Origin of the sequence: Paenibacillus oryzisoli (assembly GCF_050467285.1) — a bacterium.
GTDB lineage: Bacteria > Bacillota > Bacilli > Paenibacillales > NBRC-103111 > Paenibacillus_E > Paenibacillus_E oryzisoli_A.
The window spans coordinates 156,495-173,714 of the sequence record NZ_JBCMUN010000010.1; the positions used below are offsets into that span (position 1 = coordinate 156,495).

At 52.9% G+C, this 17,220-nt stretch carries 18 protein-coding genes; 12 read left to right on the plus strand and 6 right to left on the minus strand.

Going from position 1 to position 17,220, the window contains the following annotated elements; genetic code table 11:
* Window positions 1–46 precede the first annotated feature (46 nt).
* The 3 genes from ABE504_RS19110 to ABE504_RS19120 are packed head-to-tail and all read left to right on the plus strand — an operon-like array spanning window position 47 to window position 1,602.
* Window positions 47–208, plus strand: coding sequence for a YycC family protein (locus ABE504_RS19110; protein WP_430091617.1), 162 nt, complete (start codon window positions 47–49; stop codon window positions 206–208).
* Window positions 209–211: 3 nt separating this feature from the next.
* The gene (locus ABE504_RS19115) at window positions 212–451 is read left to right on the plus strand and encodes a hypothetical protein (protein ID WP_430091618.1); all 240 of its coding nucleotides are present in this window, start codon (window positions 212–214) and stop codon (window positions 449–451) included.
* A gap of 38 nt (window positions 452–489) precedes the next feature.
* The gene (locus tag ABE504_RS19120) at window positions 490–1,602 is read left to right on the plus strand and encodes a GGDEF domain-containing protein (protein ID WP_430091620.1); all 1,113 of its coding nucleotides are present in this window, start codon (window positions 490–492) and stop codon (window positions 1,600–1,602) included.
* A 64-nt stretch (window positions 1,603–1,666) separates the two neighbouring features.
* Here ABE504_RS19120 and ABE504_RS19125 read toward each other — a convergent pair whose 3' ends face one another.
* Together ABE504_RS19125 and ABE504_RS19130 are read right to left on the minus strand one after the other, a co-directional pair.
* A complete protein-coding gene (locus tag ABE504_RS19125; RefSeq protein ID WP_430091622.1) occupies window positions 1,667–2,368 on the minus strand; it encodes a DUF2225 domain-containing protein in 702 nt (233 codons plus the stop codon).
* 45 nt (window positions 2,369–2,413) lie between these two features.
* Window positions 2,414–2,806 carry a globin gene (locus tag ABE504_RS19130; RefSeq protein WP_430091624.1) on the minus strand — a complete coding sequence of 131 codons (393 nt, stop codon included), beginning with the start codon at window positions 2,804–2,806 and terminating at the stop codon, window positions 2,414–2,416.
* A 328-nt stretch (window positions 2,807–3,134) separates the two neighbouring features.
* Here ABE504_RS19130 and ylbJ point away from each other — a divergent pair, with 328 nt between their 5' ends.
* The 4 genes from ylbJ (at window position 3,135) to ABE504_RS19150 (ending at window position 8,649) form a co-directional block, all read left to right on the plus strand.
* Window positions 3,135–4,373, plus strand: a complete 1,239-nt coding sequence (ylbJ, locus tag ABE504_RS19135) for a sporulation integral membrane protein YlbJ (RefSeq protein ID WP_430091626.1) — start codon at window positions 3,135–3,137, stop codon at window positions 4,371–4,373.
* 75 nt (window positions 4,374–4,448) lie between these two features.
* Entirely contained in the window at window positions 4,449–7,013 is a 2,565-nt protein-coding gene (gene glgP / locus ABE504_RS19140) for an alpha-glucan family phosphorylase (protein WP_430091628.1), read from the plus strand.
* A 169-nt stretch (window positions 7,014–7,182) separates the two neighbouring features.
* Complete coding sequence (locus tag ABE504_RS19145; protein WP_430091630.1) at window positions 7,183–7,836, plus strand: PilZ domain-containing protein; 654 nt, start codon at window positions 7,183–7,185, stop codon at window positions 7,834–7,836.
* Window positions 7,837–8,649 carry an NAD kinase gene (locus tag ABE504_RS19150; protein ID WP_430091632.1) on the plus strand — a complete coding sequence of 271 codons (813 nt, stop codon included), beginning with the start codon at window positions 7,837–7,839 and terminating at the stop codon, window positions 8,647–8,649.
* Between the two features lie 81 nt (window positions 8,650–8,730).
* On the opposite strand, the gene ABE504_RS19155 is transcribed toward ABE504_RS19150, so the two are convergent.
* Both ABE504_RS19155 and lipA read right to left on the minus strand, forming a co-directional pair.
* Complete coding sequence (locus ABE504_RS19155; protein WP_430091682.1) at window positions 8,731–9,051, minus strand: YutD family protein; 321 nt, start codon at window positions 9,049–9,051, stop codon at window positions 8,731–8,733.
* A gap of 48 nt (window positions 9,052–9,099) precedes the next feature.
* On the minus strand, window positions 9,100–9,975 hold the full coding sequence (lipA, locus tag ABE504_RS19160; protein WP_126142104.1) for a lipoyl synthase: 876 nt from the start codon (window positions 9,973–9,975) through the stop codon (window positions 9,100–9,102).
* Window positions 9,976–10,134: 159 nt separating this feature from the next.
* Between lipA and larE the strand changes: the two genes are divergently transcribed.
* Genes larE through larC (ABE504_RS19175) form a run of 3 tightly spaced genes read left to right on the plus strand, consistent with a single transcriptional unit; the run spans window position 10,135 to window position 12,776 of the window.
* On the plus strand, window positions 10,135–10,983 hold the full coding sequence (gene larE, locus ABE504_RS19165; protein WP_430091634.1) for an ATP-dependent sacrificial sulfur transferase LarE: 849 nt from the start codon (window positions 10,135–10,137) through the stop codon (window positions 10,981–10,983).
* Window positions 10,980–11,753, plus strand: coding sequence for a nickel pincer cofactor biosynthesis protein LarB (larB, locus tag ABE504_RS19170; RefSeq protein ID WP_430091635.1), 774 nt, complete (start codon window positions 10,980–10,982; stop codon window positions 11,751–11,753). Before larE ends, larB begins: the two co-directional genes overlap by 4 nt.
* 9 nt (window positions 11,754–11,762) lie before the next feature.
* Entirely contained in the window at window positions 11,763–12,776 is a 1,014-nt protein-coding gene (gene larC, locus ABE504_RS19175) for a nickel pincer cofactor biosynthesis protein LarC (protein ID WP_430091637.1), read from the plus strand.
* Between the two features lie 43 nt (window positions 12,777–12,819).
* Here the strand turns inward: larC (ABE504_RS19175) and larC (ABE504_RS19180) are convergent, their stop codons facing one another.
* A complete protein-coding gene (gene larC, locus ABE504_RS19180) occupies window positions 12,820–13,293 on the minus strand; it encodes a nickel insertion protein (RefSeq protein ID WP_430091638.1) in 474 nt (157 codons plus the stop codon).
* A 158-nt stretch (window positions 13,294–13,451) separates the two neighbouring features.
* Between larC (ABE504_RS19180) and ABE504_RS19185 the strand changes: the two genes are divergently transcribed.
* Complete coding sequence (locus ABE504_RS19185; protein ID WP_430091640.1) at window positions 13,452–14,528, plus strand: M23 family metallopeptidase; 1,077 nt, start codon at window positions 13,452–13,454, stop codon at window positions 14,526–14,528.
* A gap of 56 nt (window positions 14,529–14,584) precedes the next feature.
* Here the strand turns inward: ABE504_RS19185 and yunB are convergent, their stop codons facing one another.
* Window positions 14,585–15,391: a sporulation protein YunB gene (yunB, locus tag ABE504_RS19190; RefSeq protein WP_430091642.1), complete on the minus strand. Its 807-nt coding sequence runs from the start codon at window positions 15,389–15,391 to the stop codon at window positions 14,585–14,587.
* Window positions 15,392–15,951: 560 nt separating this feature from the next.
* Here yunB and ABE504_RS19195 point away from each other — a divergent pair.
* Window positions 15,952–16,803, plus strand: a complete 852-nt coding sequence (locus ABE504_RS19195) for a transposase (protein WP_430091644.1) — start codon at window positions 15,952–15,954, stop codon at window positions 16,801–16,803.
* Window positions 16,804–17,220: the final 417 nt, after the last annotated feature.

Consider the following 17,220-nt stretch of genomic DNA (forward strand, 5'->3'; position numbering starts at 1 on the left):
GAAGAGTTCCTCAGAAAAAACTGGAACAGGATAGGTGACTAACACAATGAAACCCTTACAAATTTCCCCTGAGACTGCCGTCAAACTTGCCGAGCAGTTAAACGTGCCCTTAGAACATCTCATGCATATGCCACAACATATTTTATTGCAAAAAATCGCCGAGCTTTCCAAAAACGCCTCTCCAGGCGATGGAACGGAATCCAAATAAGCCGTGATTCCTTTTATCAATACGTGGCCGTATGAGATCATCATGAAAGACATTTACGTGGCGGAGTGCCCGTTCTGCCAAAGCGCGAACGTGCTCCTGCCGCTCAAAATTCACGAGCTGACCTCGATTCATGAAGGCAAAAAAAAGCTGCTCGTCTTCCCATGCTGCCATAATAAACTGACGCTTGTCGATACGGATCGCGACTATTTATTAGCAGACACACCGGTGCGGAGCCGGCCCTAAGACGCAGCTTTTTCATGTGAGGAGAAGAGTTTCCCCCAATGAATACGTACCTTGTTCCTTTGACAAGTGCATGTACCTTGATCACTCTGAACTACGTGGCGGTCAAAATCCGCAGCAAAATGCTCATCGACTCCCATGAGCAGGCACTGGCGCCGATGCTTACTGGGCTCGCCAGCATCGTCATGATGCTGGTTCCTTTTCCGGCGTCGCTCGGCTTCATCGATCTGCGCTCTCTGCCGATCTTTATGGCAGGCATCCGCTACGGATTCGCAAGCGCGCTGCTCTCGACCCTGCTGCCGACCATCGCGACGCTGCTGTTCACGGACGGCAATCCGTGGCTGCTGATCGGCCAAGAGCTCCTGATTCCAGCCGTGCTGGCCGCCTTCTTCCATAACCAGGAATACCGCAGCGGCTTCATGGATATTCCGATCAAGCATGCACTTCAATTATCCATCAGCGGGCTCGTGCTGCGCTGTATAAGCCAGCTGGCGTTCGGCAGCGTGCTCACTTTGCCCTTTCTAGCGAACCAACTGCTCATCACCGGCATCATCTTTGCGACATTTGCCATCATCCTCATTATGATCAATGATGAGAACCGCAACTGGCGCTTGCAGCGGGAACTGGAGCTGCAGGCCAATCAAGACGGCCTCACCAAGCTGCCGAACTTGCGCAGCTTCCTGCCGATTGCAGCGAATCTGCTTCGCAAGCGCAATATCGCGATTCTCATGATCGACCTAGACAATTTCAAACAGTACAACGACTTCTACGGTCATTTGGCCGGTGACCAGCTGCTGAGGGATATCTCCTCCTTGCTGCGGCACCACATTGACGAGCAGGATTACTTGGCCCGCTACGGCGGCGAAGAATTCATTCTCCTCAGCGCGGAGACGAATCCGGCACGGCTTACCGTCTACGCCAAATCCCTCTGCGACAAAGTTGCGGAGACGTTCTCCCAGCACGACCAGAGCGATCAACCCAAGGCCATTCCCATCACCATCTCCATTGGCATGGCGATTTCGCCGAACACCTCGGTCGAGCTCAAGAAAGTCATCTCCGAAGCGGATCAAGCGCTCTATGCCTCCAAGCACGGCGGCAAAAACAGAGCGACCCTCTTCACGATTCGCCCGCTTCAACAAAAAATGAACGCGTAGCCCCTCCGGTCACTTTCCGGTCCAGGGCATTCGCGTTCATTTACGTTAAAGCCGCTAACGGCTGTTATTTGGCCTGCTTCATTTCCTCCGGCAAGTCCAGCCGCATCGCCAGCATGTCCTCTCTTGTTGTTACCCATTGCTCTCGGCTCGCCCGGATCATCCCGGCGTCCATAATTTTGCGATCGTTGATGATACGCGAAAACCATCGGACGGCTTCATTAAATCGTTTCAACCGCCGGTTCAGCTCGCCCATCAAATACATCAGCCGTGCATTGTTGAGATCCATGCCTTCCGTTTCAAAAACGCTGACATACGCTTCCAGCGCAAATGCCAGAAACCGCTCTTCCTGCGCCGTATCGCCATGGATGCGGTACAGCCACGCCAGGTGGTGCAGAAGTCCTGCCACGACCCGCGGCTTCTCGTTCTTAATCTGCGCACAGAGCAGCGCCAGCTTATAGCTGTGCAGCGCTTCTTCCCACGTACGCTCGCCGGAATAATCACGGACCGTCCAGACTTTAGCCACCCGTTCATAAAATGTCTCGCGCTGCGCTTGCGTCCAGCGATCTGAGAAATTCTCGGAGTGCGCGAAACCGCAATACGGACAAACGCGAACGACATAGTAATCCGGATTCGTGTCTTTATAGTGAATGCAGAAGTCGGCATCCGTTTTGACCGCTTTTTTAAAGCTCGGCCGAACCTTCTTCGTCGTGAAAACGTTGCTGCAGAAGGTGCAAGTAACGGAAATGTCGTAGAGAGGAGCTACCATCTGAATACCGCCCTTTCTCCGAAGTAGTGGTGTAGCCCAACAAATTTAGATTTCGTCCGGCGTGTTGATAAAATGATACGCAGGCCCCTGCAAGCGTTCGAGCAGGAACAGTTTCAAATCGTCCGGCATCCCGATCTCGTCCATCGCCTCCGACATACAGCCGAGCCAAGCAGCGGCCCGCTCTCTGGTAATCGGAAATGGCATGTGTCTGGCGCGCATCATCGGATGTCCATATTGATCGGAGTACAGCTGCGGTCCGCCAAAAAACTGCGTTAGAAACAAATATTGTTTATCCATAACAGGACTAATATCTTCGGGAAAAAGCGGCCCAAGCAGCGGATGCGCCTGCACCTTCGGATAGAAAGCTTCGACCAGCCTGCGGATCGTCGCCGCCCCTCCCATCAGATCGTACACCGTATTGCTGTTCGTTTCAGACATGGGAAATCCCTCACAATTGGAATCAGTAATAATTGTCTACATCCTCATCGGCCGTCCGCATCAGCGTTTCTCGAATGACAAACACGAATACACAGACGACAATACCGGCAATGACACTTGTCATTTCAATCACTCCCGTTCGCTTAGGATTATTCGACCATTACTTAGGGCTTCCTGAACGCTAAACGTAGTTCAACAACAAGCCCCTATTAGTACTATATTACCATAAAAACAGACAAGATACATTACAAAAGTAGTGCAAAAAACGGGACGGCATGTCTGTCCACCTCATCTCATAAGCTTAGAAGAGAGGGGGGATCGACCGGATATGCAAAAACGGGAATTCACAGCCGCGCTGCTCATATCTTTTATGATTGTCGGCATTATTGTATGCCTGCTTCTGTTTCCGCACGACGGGTTTCAAGCGGCCGTTCGCGGTGTTGCCATTTGGTGGGACGTGCTCTTCCCGGCCTTATTTCCTTTTTTCGTCATTTCCGAAATCATGCTCGGCTTCGGCATCGTGCATTTTTTCGGGACGCTGCTCGATCCGATGATGCGGCCCGTGTTCCGCATTCCCGGCATCGGCGGATTCGTCATGGCGATGGGCTTCGCGTCCGGGTACCCCGTTGGCGCCAAGCTGACTTCCCAGCTGTGGGATCAAAAGCTGGTGAACCGCGAGGAAGGCGAACGGCTCGTCGCCTTCGTGACCAGCTCCGATCCGATTTTTCTGATCGGGGCTGTGTCCATCGGCTTTTTCCATGACGCGTCGCTCGCCGGCATTCTGGCGGTCGCGCATTACGGCGGTTCGCTGCTGATCGGCCTCGGGATGCGGTTCCACGGCCGCAAATGCCCGGCAACGCCGCAGCCGCCCAGAGCCGGCGGCGGCATCGTAAGGCGCGCCTTTACCGTGATGCATGCCGCCCGGCTCCAAGACAACCGGCCGATCGGCACCCTGCTCAGCGACGCGATTCTCCAATCGCTGCGGCTTATGTTTGTCGTCGGCGGGCTCGTCGTCTTTTTCTCCGTCGTCTTGACGATTCTGACGTCTGCGCAGGTCATGCACCTGTTTTACGTAGGGATCGCCTCCGCCCTGTCGTTCACCGGTCTCCCCAGCGAGCTCTCGCAGGCGGTCATGAACGGGCTGTTCGAAGTGACGCTGGGCGCAAAAGCCGCGGGTACAGCCCCCATGGATTTGGCGCTGTCCAGCAAAGTCGCGATCGGGGCGTTCATTTTATCCTGGGGAGGACTTTCCGTTCATGCGCAAATCGTCAGCCTGCTCAGCCATACGAACATCCGCTATATACCTTTTCTAACCGCCCGTTTCGTACATGCTCTGGCTTCCTCTGCTATTGTTCTCCTCATTTGGGAGCCTATGCAGCGGTTCAGGGAACCGCAGGCTGTTTTTATGCCAGCTTACGACCCAGGAGCCCCGGTGCTAAGCGCACTCAAGCTGATCGGCCCCATGAGCGCAGCCGTCGTTGCCGTCGTCCTCGGAGTCATCATCGCTCTGTTCCTTGCATATTCCTTAGGGATGTTGGTGTATGAAAAGGTTGGAAAACCAAGATAATAGGGGTAATTCAAAAAGTCCACTTCATGAATTACCTCGTGATCAAAAGACGACTAGATGGGAGAGACAATAATTATGGCAGCAGCCTTCCCTCAAGGGGCGAACGACATGCCCGCAGCAATATCCCGCTTGCGCGAGCTCGCGTACAATGTTTGGTGGAGCTGGAACGACGATGCGCTGCAACTATTCGAACATATCGATCCAAAACGCTTTGCCGCATCCGGCTACAATCCGGTACGCCTTCTGAACGAGCTGGAGCCGGGCCAGCTGGCGTCTCTCGGCGAGAACGCTCACTTCCTGGAGAGCTACCAGAAGGTGATCGCGCGATTTGACGACTACCTGCAGGGCGCATCCTGGTACAGCAACAACTATGAAACCTCCAGCAACGCCCGCATCGCCTACTTCTCCGCCGAATTCGGCTTCCATGAATCCCTGCCGATCTATTCCGGCGGTCTCGGCATTCTGGCCGGCGATCATATCAAATCGGCGAGCGATCTGGGCATCCCGTTAATCGGGATCGGCCTCCTCTACAAGAAAGGCTATTTTACGCAAAAAATAGACGCACTCGGCAATCAGCAAAGCGAGATGGCGGCCTACGATTTTGCGCAACTCCCGCTGCAGCCTGTGCTGCTGGGCGATCGCCAGCTCACGGTATCGATTCAGCTTCCGTTCCGCACCATCACCCTGCTCGTGTGGTCCGTGCAGGTCGGCCGTACCCGGGTCTGCCTGCTCGACAGCGACCATGAAGCGAACGCGCCGGAGGACCGGGCCATCACGGCTGGGCTGTACGGCGGCGACCAGGATATGCGCATCGTGCAAGAGATCGTCCTCGGCATCGGGGGGATCAAAGCGCTGCGTGCGCTCGAGGTTTTCCCGAACGTGTACCATATCAACGAGGGACACGCGGCTTTTCTCGCACTGGAACGACTCAAAGAGCTGATACAGCTCGGTCTGCCGTTCCATGTGGCGGTTGAAACCGTCCGCTCGGCGACGGTGTTTACGACACATACCCCGGTGCCGGCGGGGCATGACGCTTTTAACATCAGGATGGTAGAACATTATCTCGGTCCCTATTTCAGCGAAGTGCCTGCGCACAAGCAGGCGATTATCGCACTCGGCCAGGATCAGAAGACGGGCCTGTTCAATATGACCCACCTAGCGATGAATACCGCTGGGCTCCGCAACGGCGTCAGCAAGCTGCACGGTCAGGTATCACGCGAAATGTTCAAAGAATTCCACGGCCACACGGATGCGAACGAAGTCCCGATCGGTTCGATCACGAACGGCGTGCACCTCGATTCCTGGACGGCGCCAGCCTGGAAAGAGCTGTTTGATCGGTTCCTCCCCGGAACGTGGCGCGAGGAGCAGGCGAACACCCATCAATGGGCGCAGGTTGAGGTCATCCCGGACGAATCGATCTGGAAAGTGCACATGCAGTTGAAAGAGCGATTGATCAACTACGCGCGCAAAAACCTCGCCGCCCAGCGCACCCGCAACGGCGAGTCCCAGGAGCGCATTGACGAGGTGCGGAGCTACCTCAATCCAAGGGCGCTGACCATCGGCTTTGCGCGGCGTTTTGCGACCTATAAGCGGGCGAACATGATTTTCAACGACCTCTATCGGTTGAAAAAAATGGTCAATGACCCGGATCGCCCGATCCAGCTCATTTTCGCCGGCAAGGCGCACCCCGCCGATTACCCGGGGCAGGATCTCATTCGCGACATTTACCGCATCTCGCAAATGAAAGAATTTCTCGGTAAAATCGTCATCCTCGAGAACTACGATATTCACATGGCCCGTTATCTCGTGCAAGGTGTCGATGTGTGGCTCAATAACCCGCGCAGACCGCTCGAAGCGAGCGGCACGAGCGGCCAGAAGGCAGCGATGAACGGCGTCCTTAACTTCAGCGTGCTCGACGGCTGGTGGGAGGAAGGCTACAACGGCACCAACGGCTGGGCGATCGGCCAGGCGGGGAATGCAGATTGGGCCCAGCAGGAAAGGGAAAACACCCGCTCCCTCTACCATCTGCTCGAAAATGAAATCATTCCCCTGTACTACAATCAGGGGGCGCTCCCGCATCAATGGATCGGCCGGATGAAGCGTTCCATCCAGTCGCTCGCTCCGGTGTACAACACGCACCGGATGGTGCAGGATTACACCGTGCAGTCATACCTGCCGACCGCTGAGCGCGCGACGCTGTTCGTTGCGAACGGCTACGACGTGGCGACCAAAGTCGCCGACTACAAGCAGTTTATCCGCAACAACTGGCATCAAGTCCGCATTTTGGCGATTGAGGACAAATTGCCGCCATCCTCCGATGCGGAGATCAGCCCATACGATGCCGCCCCTTCGACCAAGAAGGTCCGGGCGCACATCCATTTCGGCCCGATCTGGCCACAGGATACGGCTGTTGAAATTATTTATTACGAGGAAATTGACGAATCCTGGCGCCAAAAAACGGTGCATATGGAACCCGTCGGCGAGTTGATCGGGCAGTCGCAGTACTTCGAAGCGATCGTTCCCGGGCATCTGTTCCACGGCCCGCACTTCTCGATTCGCGTGCGGCCGATCTCGGCCAATTTTGCTCATTCGTTTGAGCTGTCCTTAGTGACCAGCACGCTGGCCTGGCAGCAGGGCTAATCTCAAAATTTGAAAAAAAGCAGCTGCGCCAAGCAAAAAGCCCCGTTAGGGGCTTTTCTTATTAGCATGAATCCCTTATGATGAATAGAGAATTTAGGTGATTTCATCATGAGTGTGCATGCAAATCTAACGACTTGGTGATGCTATGGATTGGAAGAAGGCACTAGAATTGGCAGAATTTAAGCCGAACTCCGAGTGTCACTTGATCATTGTCGGTGAATCGAAAGACGGTCAGCCTTTCTGCTTTGAGGACAATTTTCTTATCGACAATATTTGCGATCATTCGATTTCCGTTTGTTTGGAGCAGTTTATTTTGCTGCCTTTCGACAAGCTGGAACATGTTTCCTTTGTTGAAATTTCGGTTAAACATCGCGCCGTGCTATACTATGCTTATGTCGACCTGCTGCAGCTTGAGCTCCGCAAGACCGTCTGCACACTCACACTCTCCATTCCGGAAGAAGTGTACATGCACCAGAACCGTGAGCATCCGCGCGCCAAACTGTCCGTACGTACGCCGATTACGCTGCGTGTCGCCGGCATTCGCGGCTTGTCCGCGCAGAAAGGCGTCGCTTTTACAGGCCAACTGCTCGACATCAGCGCCGGAGGGCTTTCTTTTGTTACCACCAACCGGGTGTTTCCTCCGCTCTATCTCGAATGCAGCTTCATGCTGCCGACGCTTGCCCTGCCCATCACCGCATACAGCGAAGTCGTCAGGGTGACGAACTTTAGCAGCGATTCGTACCGTGTGGCGGCGGCTTTTCGACTCACCCCGGAATCCATTCTTCAAGAAATCGATACGTACTGCACTTTAGGAGGAACCTAGTTGAAATATAACGTCATTGAACGAGGCGACGATATTTCCAAGGAGCTGACCGAACGGTTTAAAGCTCTCGCCGCTGCGCACGGAGTTATCCAGGACGAGCAGTCTCCGGACATTGTCCTGTCCATCGGCGGGGACGGCACGATGCTGCAAGCTTTTCACCAATATGCGAGCCAGTTGGATCATATCTCATTCGTCGGTATTCATACCGGACATCTCGGTTTTTTTGCCGATTGGAAGCCTGCGGAGCTCGATCATCTCGCTTCCCTGATGTTCAGCGTCACCACGCCGGAAGATTTGCCGATCGTCCAGTATCCCGTCGTGGAAATTGAAATTACGACCGAAACCGGCGTGGAAACCCACCTGGCTTTGAACGAGTTCACGCTCCGCGGCATCGAGGTTTCGCTTGTCGCTCAGCTGCATATTAACGACGACTTGTTTGAAATGTTCCGCGGCGACGGCATCTGCATTTCTTCGCCGGCCGGCAGCACCGCCTATAACAAAAGCTTGGGCGGCGCCATGGTCCACCCTTCGCTCGAAGCCATCCAGATTGCCGAGATTGCTTCCATTAACAATCGGGTGTTCCGGACGCTCGGCTCCCCGATGATTTTGCCGAAGCATCACCATTGCGACATTTACCCAAAAGCGCATCAGAATATGCTGCTTTCGCTCGATCACAAATATATGCAGCGCAGCGACGTCGTCTCCATCCGCTGCCGGGTTGCCGGCGACGTGAAGGTAAAATTCGCCCGCTTTCGGCCGTTCCCGTTCTGGTTGCGCGTGCGCGAAGCGTTCGTCGGGCAGTCCAGCCAATAACCACGCACTGCAAACAAAAAACACCTCACGCAACCTGAACCATCTGGCGTGCATGAGGTGTTTTTGTGTTGCGGCGGCAGGTTACACCGACGGCGAAGAGACTGTTTCAGCCGGCGTTTGCTGCTTCGGATTCGGCACGCGTTCGATAATAAAATACGCGCAGCCGAAATTGCAATATTCGTTCAGGTAATCCTGCAACGCGGCAATGGAGGACTCCTTGGTCGCTTTCGGATGAGCTTCTTTGAAGAAGCCTCTCAGTCTCAACTGGTTGTAGCCCCAGTCGCCCACGATATAATCGTAACGCTCCAGCACTTCGCTGTAGCGATCTTTGAATACTTCGTAGTTCCAGCCGTTTTTATGATCGGTTACGAGCTCATAGGTTCGATTGGCAATATGAATCATCGTCGTCAAAAGCGCTCCTTTCCAAGGGGCATCCCGTAGGCAGGATGCTTATACCGTTGATGCGGCTTTCACTTGTTCATGCGCATGATAAGAGCTGCGAACCAGCGGACCGGACTCCACATGCTTGAATCCGCGCTTCATGCCCTCTTCCTTCAGTTCAGCGAACTGTTCGGGCGTATAGTACTTCGTTACCGCAAGATGCGTCGTGGACGGCTGCAAATACTGGCCGATCGTCATGATGTCGCAATCGACGGCACGCAAATCATCCATCGTCTGGAGTAATTCGTTCCATTCTTCGCCGACGCCGATCATGATGCTGGACTTCGTCGGAATGCTCGGCGCAATGCGCTTGGAGCGCTGCAGCAGCTCGAGCGAGCGGCGGTATTTCGCCTTGGACCGGACGCGGTCGGACATCCGCTCGACCGTCTCCATGTTGTGATTCAAAATATCCGGCTTCGCCTCTAGGACAGTCGCAAGCGACTCCTCCCGGCCCAGAAAGTCCGGAATCAGCACTTCCACCGAGCACAGCGGCAGCTTGCGGCGGATCGCTTTAATCGTCTCGGCAAAAATCATCGCCCCGCCGTCCGCCAGATCATCGCGGGCAACGGAAGTGACGACGCAGTGGCGCAGCCCCATTTGCAGAGCGGCCTCCGCTACGCGTTCAGGCTCCTGCAGATCGAGCTCAGTCGGCAGCCCCGTTTTCACGGCACAGAAACGGCAGGCGCGCGTGCAAATGTCGCCGAGAATCATGAACGTCGCCGTGCGGTTCGCCCAGCACTCATGAATATTCGGGCACTTCGCTTCCTCGCACACCGTATGCAGCGTTTTGGAACGCATCATGGATTTGATTTCTTTAAAATTCTCATCGGTTCTGAGATTGATTTTCAACCAGTCTGGTTTTCTCTCTATCGGCTTGGTAGGCACGTTAAATCCCCGCCTTTATATATGGGTTTCTCAATAGTGCTATTATAACATGAATGAATGACAAAACAATCCACTTTGCCGGGCAGTTATGATACACTTAATAAGATGGACCAGAAACAGCTCAACTTAGAGGATACGGCTGTATGGGAGGATAGAAACATGAGCATACAAGAAACAACACGCGAGAAAGACCGCAAGCTTGGCGAAATACTTAGAGGCATGGGCCGCGTCCTGGTCGCTTTTTCCGGGGGCGTGGACAGTACATTCGTGCTTAAGCGCGCGCAGCAGGAGCTGGGAGACCAAGTGCTGGCTGTGACAGCCGCTTCCGAAACATTTCCCTCGAGGGAGTTTGATGCGGCCGTACAATTGGCGGAGCAATTCGGCGTCCGTTTGCATAGAACCGAAGTCAAGGAATTGGAGAACGCCAACTTCGTTGCCAACAACCCTGACCGCTGCTACCACTGCAAGACAGGGCTTTACTCCCACTTGCAAAACATTGCGAAAGAATTGGGCTATCCTTATATATTGGACGGCTCCAACGTGGATGACCTCGGCGACTATCGACCGGGCCTCCAAGCCAAGAACGAACAAGGCGTCCGCAGCACGCTGCAGGAAGCCGGCCTGACGAAGGATGAAATCCGCGCGCTTTCCAAAGAGCTCGGGCTCAGCACGTGGAACAAGCCGTCTTTTGCCTGCCTGTCTTCACGGATTCCTTACGGTACCATCATTGAAAAATGGAAAATCGACCAGCTGGACGAAGGCGAGTTTTTCCTGGCGCAGCTTGGTTTGTACCAGGTCCGCGTGCGTCACCACGATAAAATCGCCCGCATCGAAGTCATGCCGGACGAGATCATGAAAGTCGTCGAGCACCGCGAAGCCATCTATGAGAAATTCAGCAAGCTCGGCTTTACTTATGTCACGCTCGACCTGCAAGGCTACCGTACCGGCAGCTTGAATGAAGTGCTCTCCAAAGAAACTAAAGATAAGGTGAAAGAAGCCTCCCTATGATGGATTTAGACAAAATACTAAAGCTCGTTCAAACGGGCGATTTGGATGTTGAAGAAGCCAAAAAGCAAATTATCAAGGACGGCAGTGCAGGCCCTGCCAACCTTGACCTCGGCTTCGCGCAGCTCGACGTCGAGCGCGAGAAGCGGACAGGCTTCCCCGAGGTCATCTTCGGGGAAGGCAAGACCGCCGAGCAGATCGAGACGATCTTCCGGCGGCTGATGGAACATACCGACCGCGTGCTGGCCACGCGGGTCGATCCCGTGAAAGCCGCTCAAATCGTCGCAAACGTGGCAGGGATCACGTACCACGAAACGGCGCGGGCGCTCACCTGGTTCAAGCGCCCGATGCTCAAAGTGCACGACGGCTACATCGCCGTCGTCTGCGCAGGCACCTCCGACCTCCCCGTGGCGGAGGAGGCGGCCCTTACCGCGGAATGCCTGGGCAGCCACGTCGAACGCATTTTCGACGTGGGTGTAGCCGGCATTCATCGCTTGTTCCGCCGGCTGGAGCTCATTCGCGGTGCGAACGCGATTGTCGTCGTAGCCGGCATGGAAGGCGCGCTCGCCTCCGTCGTCGGCGGGCTGGTCGCGAAGCCGATCGTCGCGGTGCCGACGAGCATCGGCTACGGCGCCCACCTCGGCGGCGTAGCTCCACTGCTGTCCATGCTGAACAGCTGCTCGCCGGGCATCTCCGTCGTTAACATCGACAACGGCTTCGGCGCTGGCTATTACGCAGGACTCATCAACAAAAATATGTCGAAACGAGCGTGATCAACCACCATGCGCATTCTATACTTGGACTGCTTCTCGGGCATCAGCGGCGATATGACGCTTGGCGCATTAGTCGATGCGGGAGCAGACCGCGGTTACATTGAAGAAGAGTTGTCCAAAATCAAACTCGAACCCTACTCGCTTGATTGGAAGCGCGTGATCAAGCGCGGCATCTCGGCGACGAAGCTCGACGTCGTGCTCGATCCAGAGCATCCGCCGAAGCATCACCGTCACTATTCCGAAATCGTGAAAGTCATCCGCGAAGCGAAATTTTCGGATCGCGCAACCGCGCTCAGCTTGGCCATTTTCGAAAAAATCGCCATCGCGGAAGCCAAAATTCACGGCACCTCCATCGAGAAAGTGCATTTCCACGAAGTCGGAGCCATCGATTCCATCGTCGATATTGTCGGCGTAGCACTGGCCATCGACTCTTTGAATATCGAGCGCATTTATGCTTCGCCAGTACCGCTCGGTTCCGGCACGATCCATATCGATCACGGCATTTACCCGGTGCCGGCGCCGGCTACGCTCGAAATGATGGTTGGCGTGCCGATCGCTTCCACACCGTACACGATGGAAATGACAACGCCGACAGGCGCCGGCATTATCGCAGGCATCGTCGACGAGTTTTCCAAAAGCTTCCCGCCGATGGTCGTAGACAGCATCGGCTATGGCGCAGGCACACGCGACCTGCCGAAGCAGCCTAACGTGCTGCGCGTCGTTGTCGGGCAGATGGACCCGTATATCGGCAAATGGCAGCTCACGCATGAGCATTTGGCCCATGACCACCATCATGAGCACACGCATGATGATCATCATCACCATCACGGTCATGATCACCACCATCATCACGAGCATGCGCATGATCATCACGACCATGATCACGAGCACGGGGATGGCCATGAACATCATCATGACGATCACGATCATGAACATAGTCTCCACCATGCGCATGACCACGACCATCATGAGCATAAGCATGAGCACACTCACACGCATCATCATCACGATCATAGCCACTAAACATAAAAAACGCGCCTCCGCACCAAAGCGGAAAGCGCGTTTTCTATTTATGCCGCTGCAGAAACTGAAGCCTGACTTCCTCATACACTTGCTTTAGCGGAACGCCATATTGCTTGGCCACCTGCTCGCATTCCTTGAACTCGGGAGCGAACTGGACCAGCTTCCCGGCATGGTACCCCACCTTCACCGTAAGCGTCCCCCATTTCGTCTCCACATGCTCGAACTCTCGTGCTAAGCGATGGCAAGAAGCATGCAGATAGCGGAGCCCTAGCGTTGTCGACTCGCTAAAAATAACTTCTTCCACAGCCGATAATCGTTCCTCTTCTATGAGCACATTCAGCATGATGCCTGGCCGGCCCTTTTTCATAATAATCGGTACGACGTAGACATCATTCGCCCCCGCGTCAAACAGCTTATCCATTAGAAACGAAACCCACTCCGGATTCATATCATCCAGATTGGCTTGAACCAGCAGCATATGATCATCCACATGCTCATCCCTATGATTAAAGCTCACCTTAGCCACCTCTTATCCGCATCATAGCAAATATTGGGGAACAACGAAAGATCAATGCGTTTGTTCGACGAATTTGCGTCAAAAACGTCTCGTCGGACAAACTCCAAGGATAAGCTTCAGCGGATACGCACATCCTAATAACTAACAAGACAGGAAGGATGATCGTGATGCATAGTACCTCACGCTGGACAAAAGTTCTCACTCTAAGCCTCCTGCTATCTGCAGTCGCGCCGCCGGCGTTCGCTGATCGAGTTGCATCACAGGTTGCTGCTCCATCCCCATCTGCTTCAAGCACGCAAACAGGTGCCAACAACAAAACAAAAGATTCAAAAGCCGTCGCAGCCGAGCGGAAAGAACTATTCGATAAAATAAGTTTAGTAACAGGAATCCCGTGGTCATTCCTCGCAGCCGTGGATCAGTACGAGAAAACGATGAACACCGTGAAAAAAAGAACTGTCCAGCTCACCTTGGTCAACATTTATTTTAGCGAAGCCACTTGGAGCGGCATGCTAAATCCGAACCAACTGGATACCAATCCGCGCAGCATCGCTTTCTTTCACGGCTACGGACGCGATGGCTCGGGCGATCTGATCGCCGATAAGTCCAACGACATCGACGTACTCGCGGCTATGTCAGAAATTTTAAGCAAGAACGGCGTCAACCAAGATAACCTGCAAACGAACATAGCGAACTACTATCATAATCCGCGAAGCGTATTACGAATCAATCAATTTGCAGCCATCTACGAAAAACTAGGCACATTGGACGTGAATGAGCATGCATTCCCTTTGCCTGTCACCTCGGACTATTCCTACCGAAGCACCTGGGGAGACAGCCGCGGGTGGGGCGGTCACCGCATTCACGAAGGGACAGATCTTTTTGCCGGCTACGGCGTTCCTGTCCGAAGCACTTGCTACGGCATCGTGGAGGAAAAGGGCTGGAACCCTTACGGAGGGTGGCGTATCGGTATTCGCGACCTCAACAACATTTATCACTACTACGCGCATCTTTCCGGATATCAAAAAGGCATTAAACCCGGCGACATTGTAAAACCCGGCCAAACCCTTGGGTGGGTAGGCAGCTCCGGCTATGGCAAGCCTGGCACTTCAGGCAAATTCCCGCCTCATCTGCATTTTGGTCTATACCGGGATAACGGCAGCAAAGAATGGAGCTTCGATCCCTACCCGTCACTCCGAAGGTGGGAACGCGAAGATCAGCAGCGAAGAAAAAAATAAAACAAAGCAGGACCTCCTTCCCCAGAAGCTAGTGGAGAAGCAAGGTCCTTTTTCATTTATTTTTGGCCTGTTCCCGTTCCAGGCGTTGCCGAATTTGTCGGGCCCGCAGTCCCCCCGGTGCTTCCGTTTGTTGAGCCGGTCCCCGGCACACTCGGCAGTGAAATGACCGGAGGACTCGCGTCCTTGTTGCTGCCAACCGGATTCCCTTTATTATCGTAATAGTACGTCGGCACATCCCCTACTACGAGAGAATAGGAAATCGGAATTTCCGTCTCCACAATCTCCGTTTCCGAATCGAAAGGAATAATGACCGACACCTCAGCAATAATATGTACATACACCTCAAACATCACCATATTAATCCCTACATTTTGCGTGCGCGTATTCAGATCCACCTTGACACTCCCTACAGGAAGCAGCCGAACAGGAATATCCGGGCCAAAAGAGGCCAAAATCGCACTATTCATCGCCTGCCCGATCGGAACGTGTTCCGAAATGCTCTGCAAATTCGCAAGCTCCCCTTGCACCGTATTAATCGCTTCCGAAGTAATGCGCATATGCTCATTATAATTCAACATAAAGCCAGTGATTTTCCCGTTTTTGTCCATCTTCCAATCAATCAACTGCTCGGCCTTTGCCCCGTCGGCTACATGATTGGCAATAGCGCTATTAATTGACTGCGTGGCAATTTGCTTAATTCGAACCTTTGCCAAACTCATGAGCGGCGGTCTTAAATTTTTCTCGATATAAATAAAAAACTGAATACAAAACAACACAACAATCAACAAACTGATCCAAATAATCTTCTTGCGGTTTGTCTTCCCTGTGGGCCTGCTTCGCCATCTTCGTCTTTGCAGCAGCATCCTGTCTGTCCCTCCCCCTAAGCCCGAGTCGACATTCCTCATGCCAGCGCATGCCGATTTCGTTAGTACTACCTTATGCGGACAGGATTCAAGGCTATGCCTTCATGCGTGCATTTGTCACAACTTTCAGCCTGACAGGCCCCTAGTGTTCGACCAATGATCCACCCCAACTTCGCTCCTTTTCAAGGCTATCCCTTTCTCTCAGTAACCTTCCTTGCCCCTAGCCTTCAACGCAATGCCCTCTCTCCGACTACGCTCCTCTTAATGCTATCCCTTTCTCTCATTAAAAGCCTCACTTCCTCTAACCTTCAACCAATGGCCTCTCTCCGACTACGCTCCTCTTAATGCTATCCCTTTCTCTCAGTAAAAGCCTCACTTGCCTCTACCCTTCAACCAATGCCTTCTCTCCGACTACGCTCCTCTTAATGCTATCCCTTTCTCTCAGTAATTTTTTACTAAAATCACATCTTAGTTACCAGTTTTCATTTGAAATAAGATCATATGTTCGTTATAATTAGGTTAAAGAAAAATATTCCATTATGATAAAAGGGAGTGTCTCTATGCGGTTATCCAACCTGACTTTGGAACAATTCAACAGTCAATTTGCGACAGAAGAAGCATGTGTAACTTTCATATATCAATCGAAATGGCCTCACGGCTTTAGCTGCCCTCGCTGTCAGTTTCGGCATGCATATGTGATCAATTCTCGGCGGGTTCCACTTTATGAGTGCAGCCGCTGCCAACACCAAACCTCGCTAATTACCGGAACTATCATGGAGAACAGCAGGACTTCACTTCAAAAATGGTTGCTAGCGATTTATTTAACTGCTAGAGCACATATCGGCACAACCGCCGTCGAACTTGCCAAACGTATTCAGGTTACCTACAAAACTGCTTGGCTCATGCTTCATAAAATCCGCACATCCATCCACCTCGCAGATCAGAAGGAGCCATTAAAAGGTACCGTTCAAATAAACGCTGGCATTTACGGCAAATCATCAAAATCAAGCTCGTACAAGCAGCCTTCCGAGCATCTTGTTTTAGTCGGTTCGACACTGAACTCAAACCATGAGTGGGAACATATAAAAATAAAGCATATAGCTGCGCCTCGATCTCGATACAAAGAAATTACTCGTACTGATTTACTATCGTTCCAGGAAAAACATCTGGACGCTAGTGTAACATCATGCCAAGCCGTGACCGGCTTCTATACGCCCCGCAAGCAACGCCCGCTCCTTCAGTTCGTTGCACAAGCCAGCAACTGGCTGAAAACAACTTTCCATGGCATCGGGCCGCGTCACCTGCAAAAATATTTGGACGAATTCACCTACAAACTTAACCTATCTCTATCTCAAAAGGATATTGCTACCTTCGACCACTTGCTTCAAATTTGCGTAAGGCAATGTGCCTAACATTCGCCGTGTCAGTGAGCAATCACCATTCCTTATTTATCTTCCAAAAGTCATTATATGTTCCCTAAAACCTCCCCCTGTCTGCCCGCCACTCCACACACCATAGCCCAAAAATCATTGAAATACCGTGATCAAGCGTTATTGAAGGTTTTTTGTCTGCAAGTGTACGAGCGTTTTTATCACGCTTCACAAGGCTACTTGGCTCTCCGATTCGTTACAGCAAGTGTACATAACTTGTCAAGCAGAAGCACAAACCCTAGTTCAGTTCTCCTAAGCAATGGGGATAGTCAGCAAAAAGTCGATAGGGGAACTTAACAAATTCCGTGCTCATCTTTCCTGAGTTACAGGGATAGTTAGCAAAGAGACGCCAGGAGAACAAAACAATTTCCGTGTTCACCTTTCCTGAGTTACGGGGAT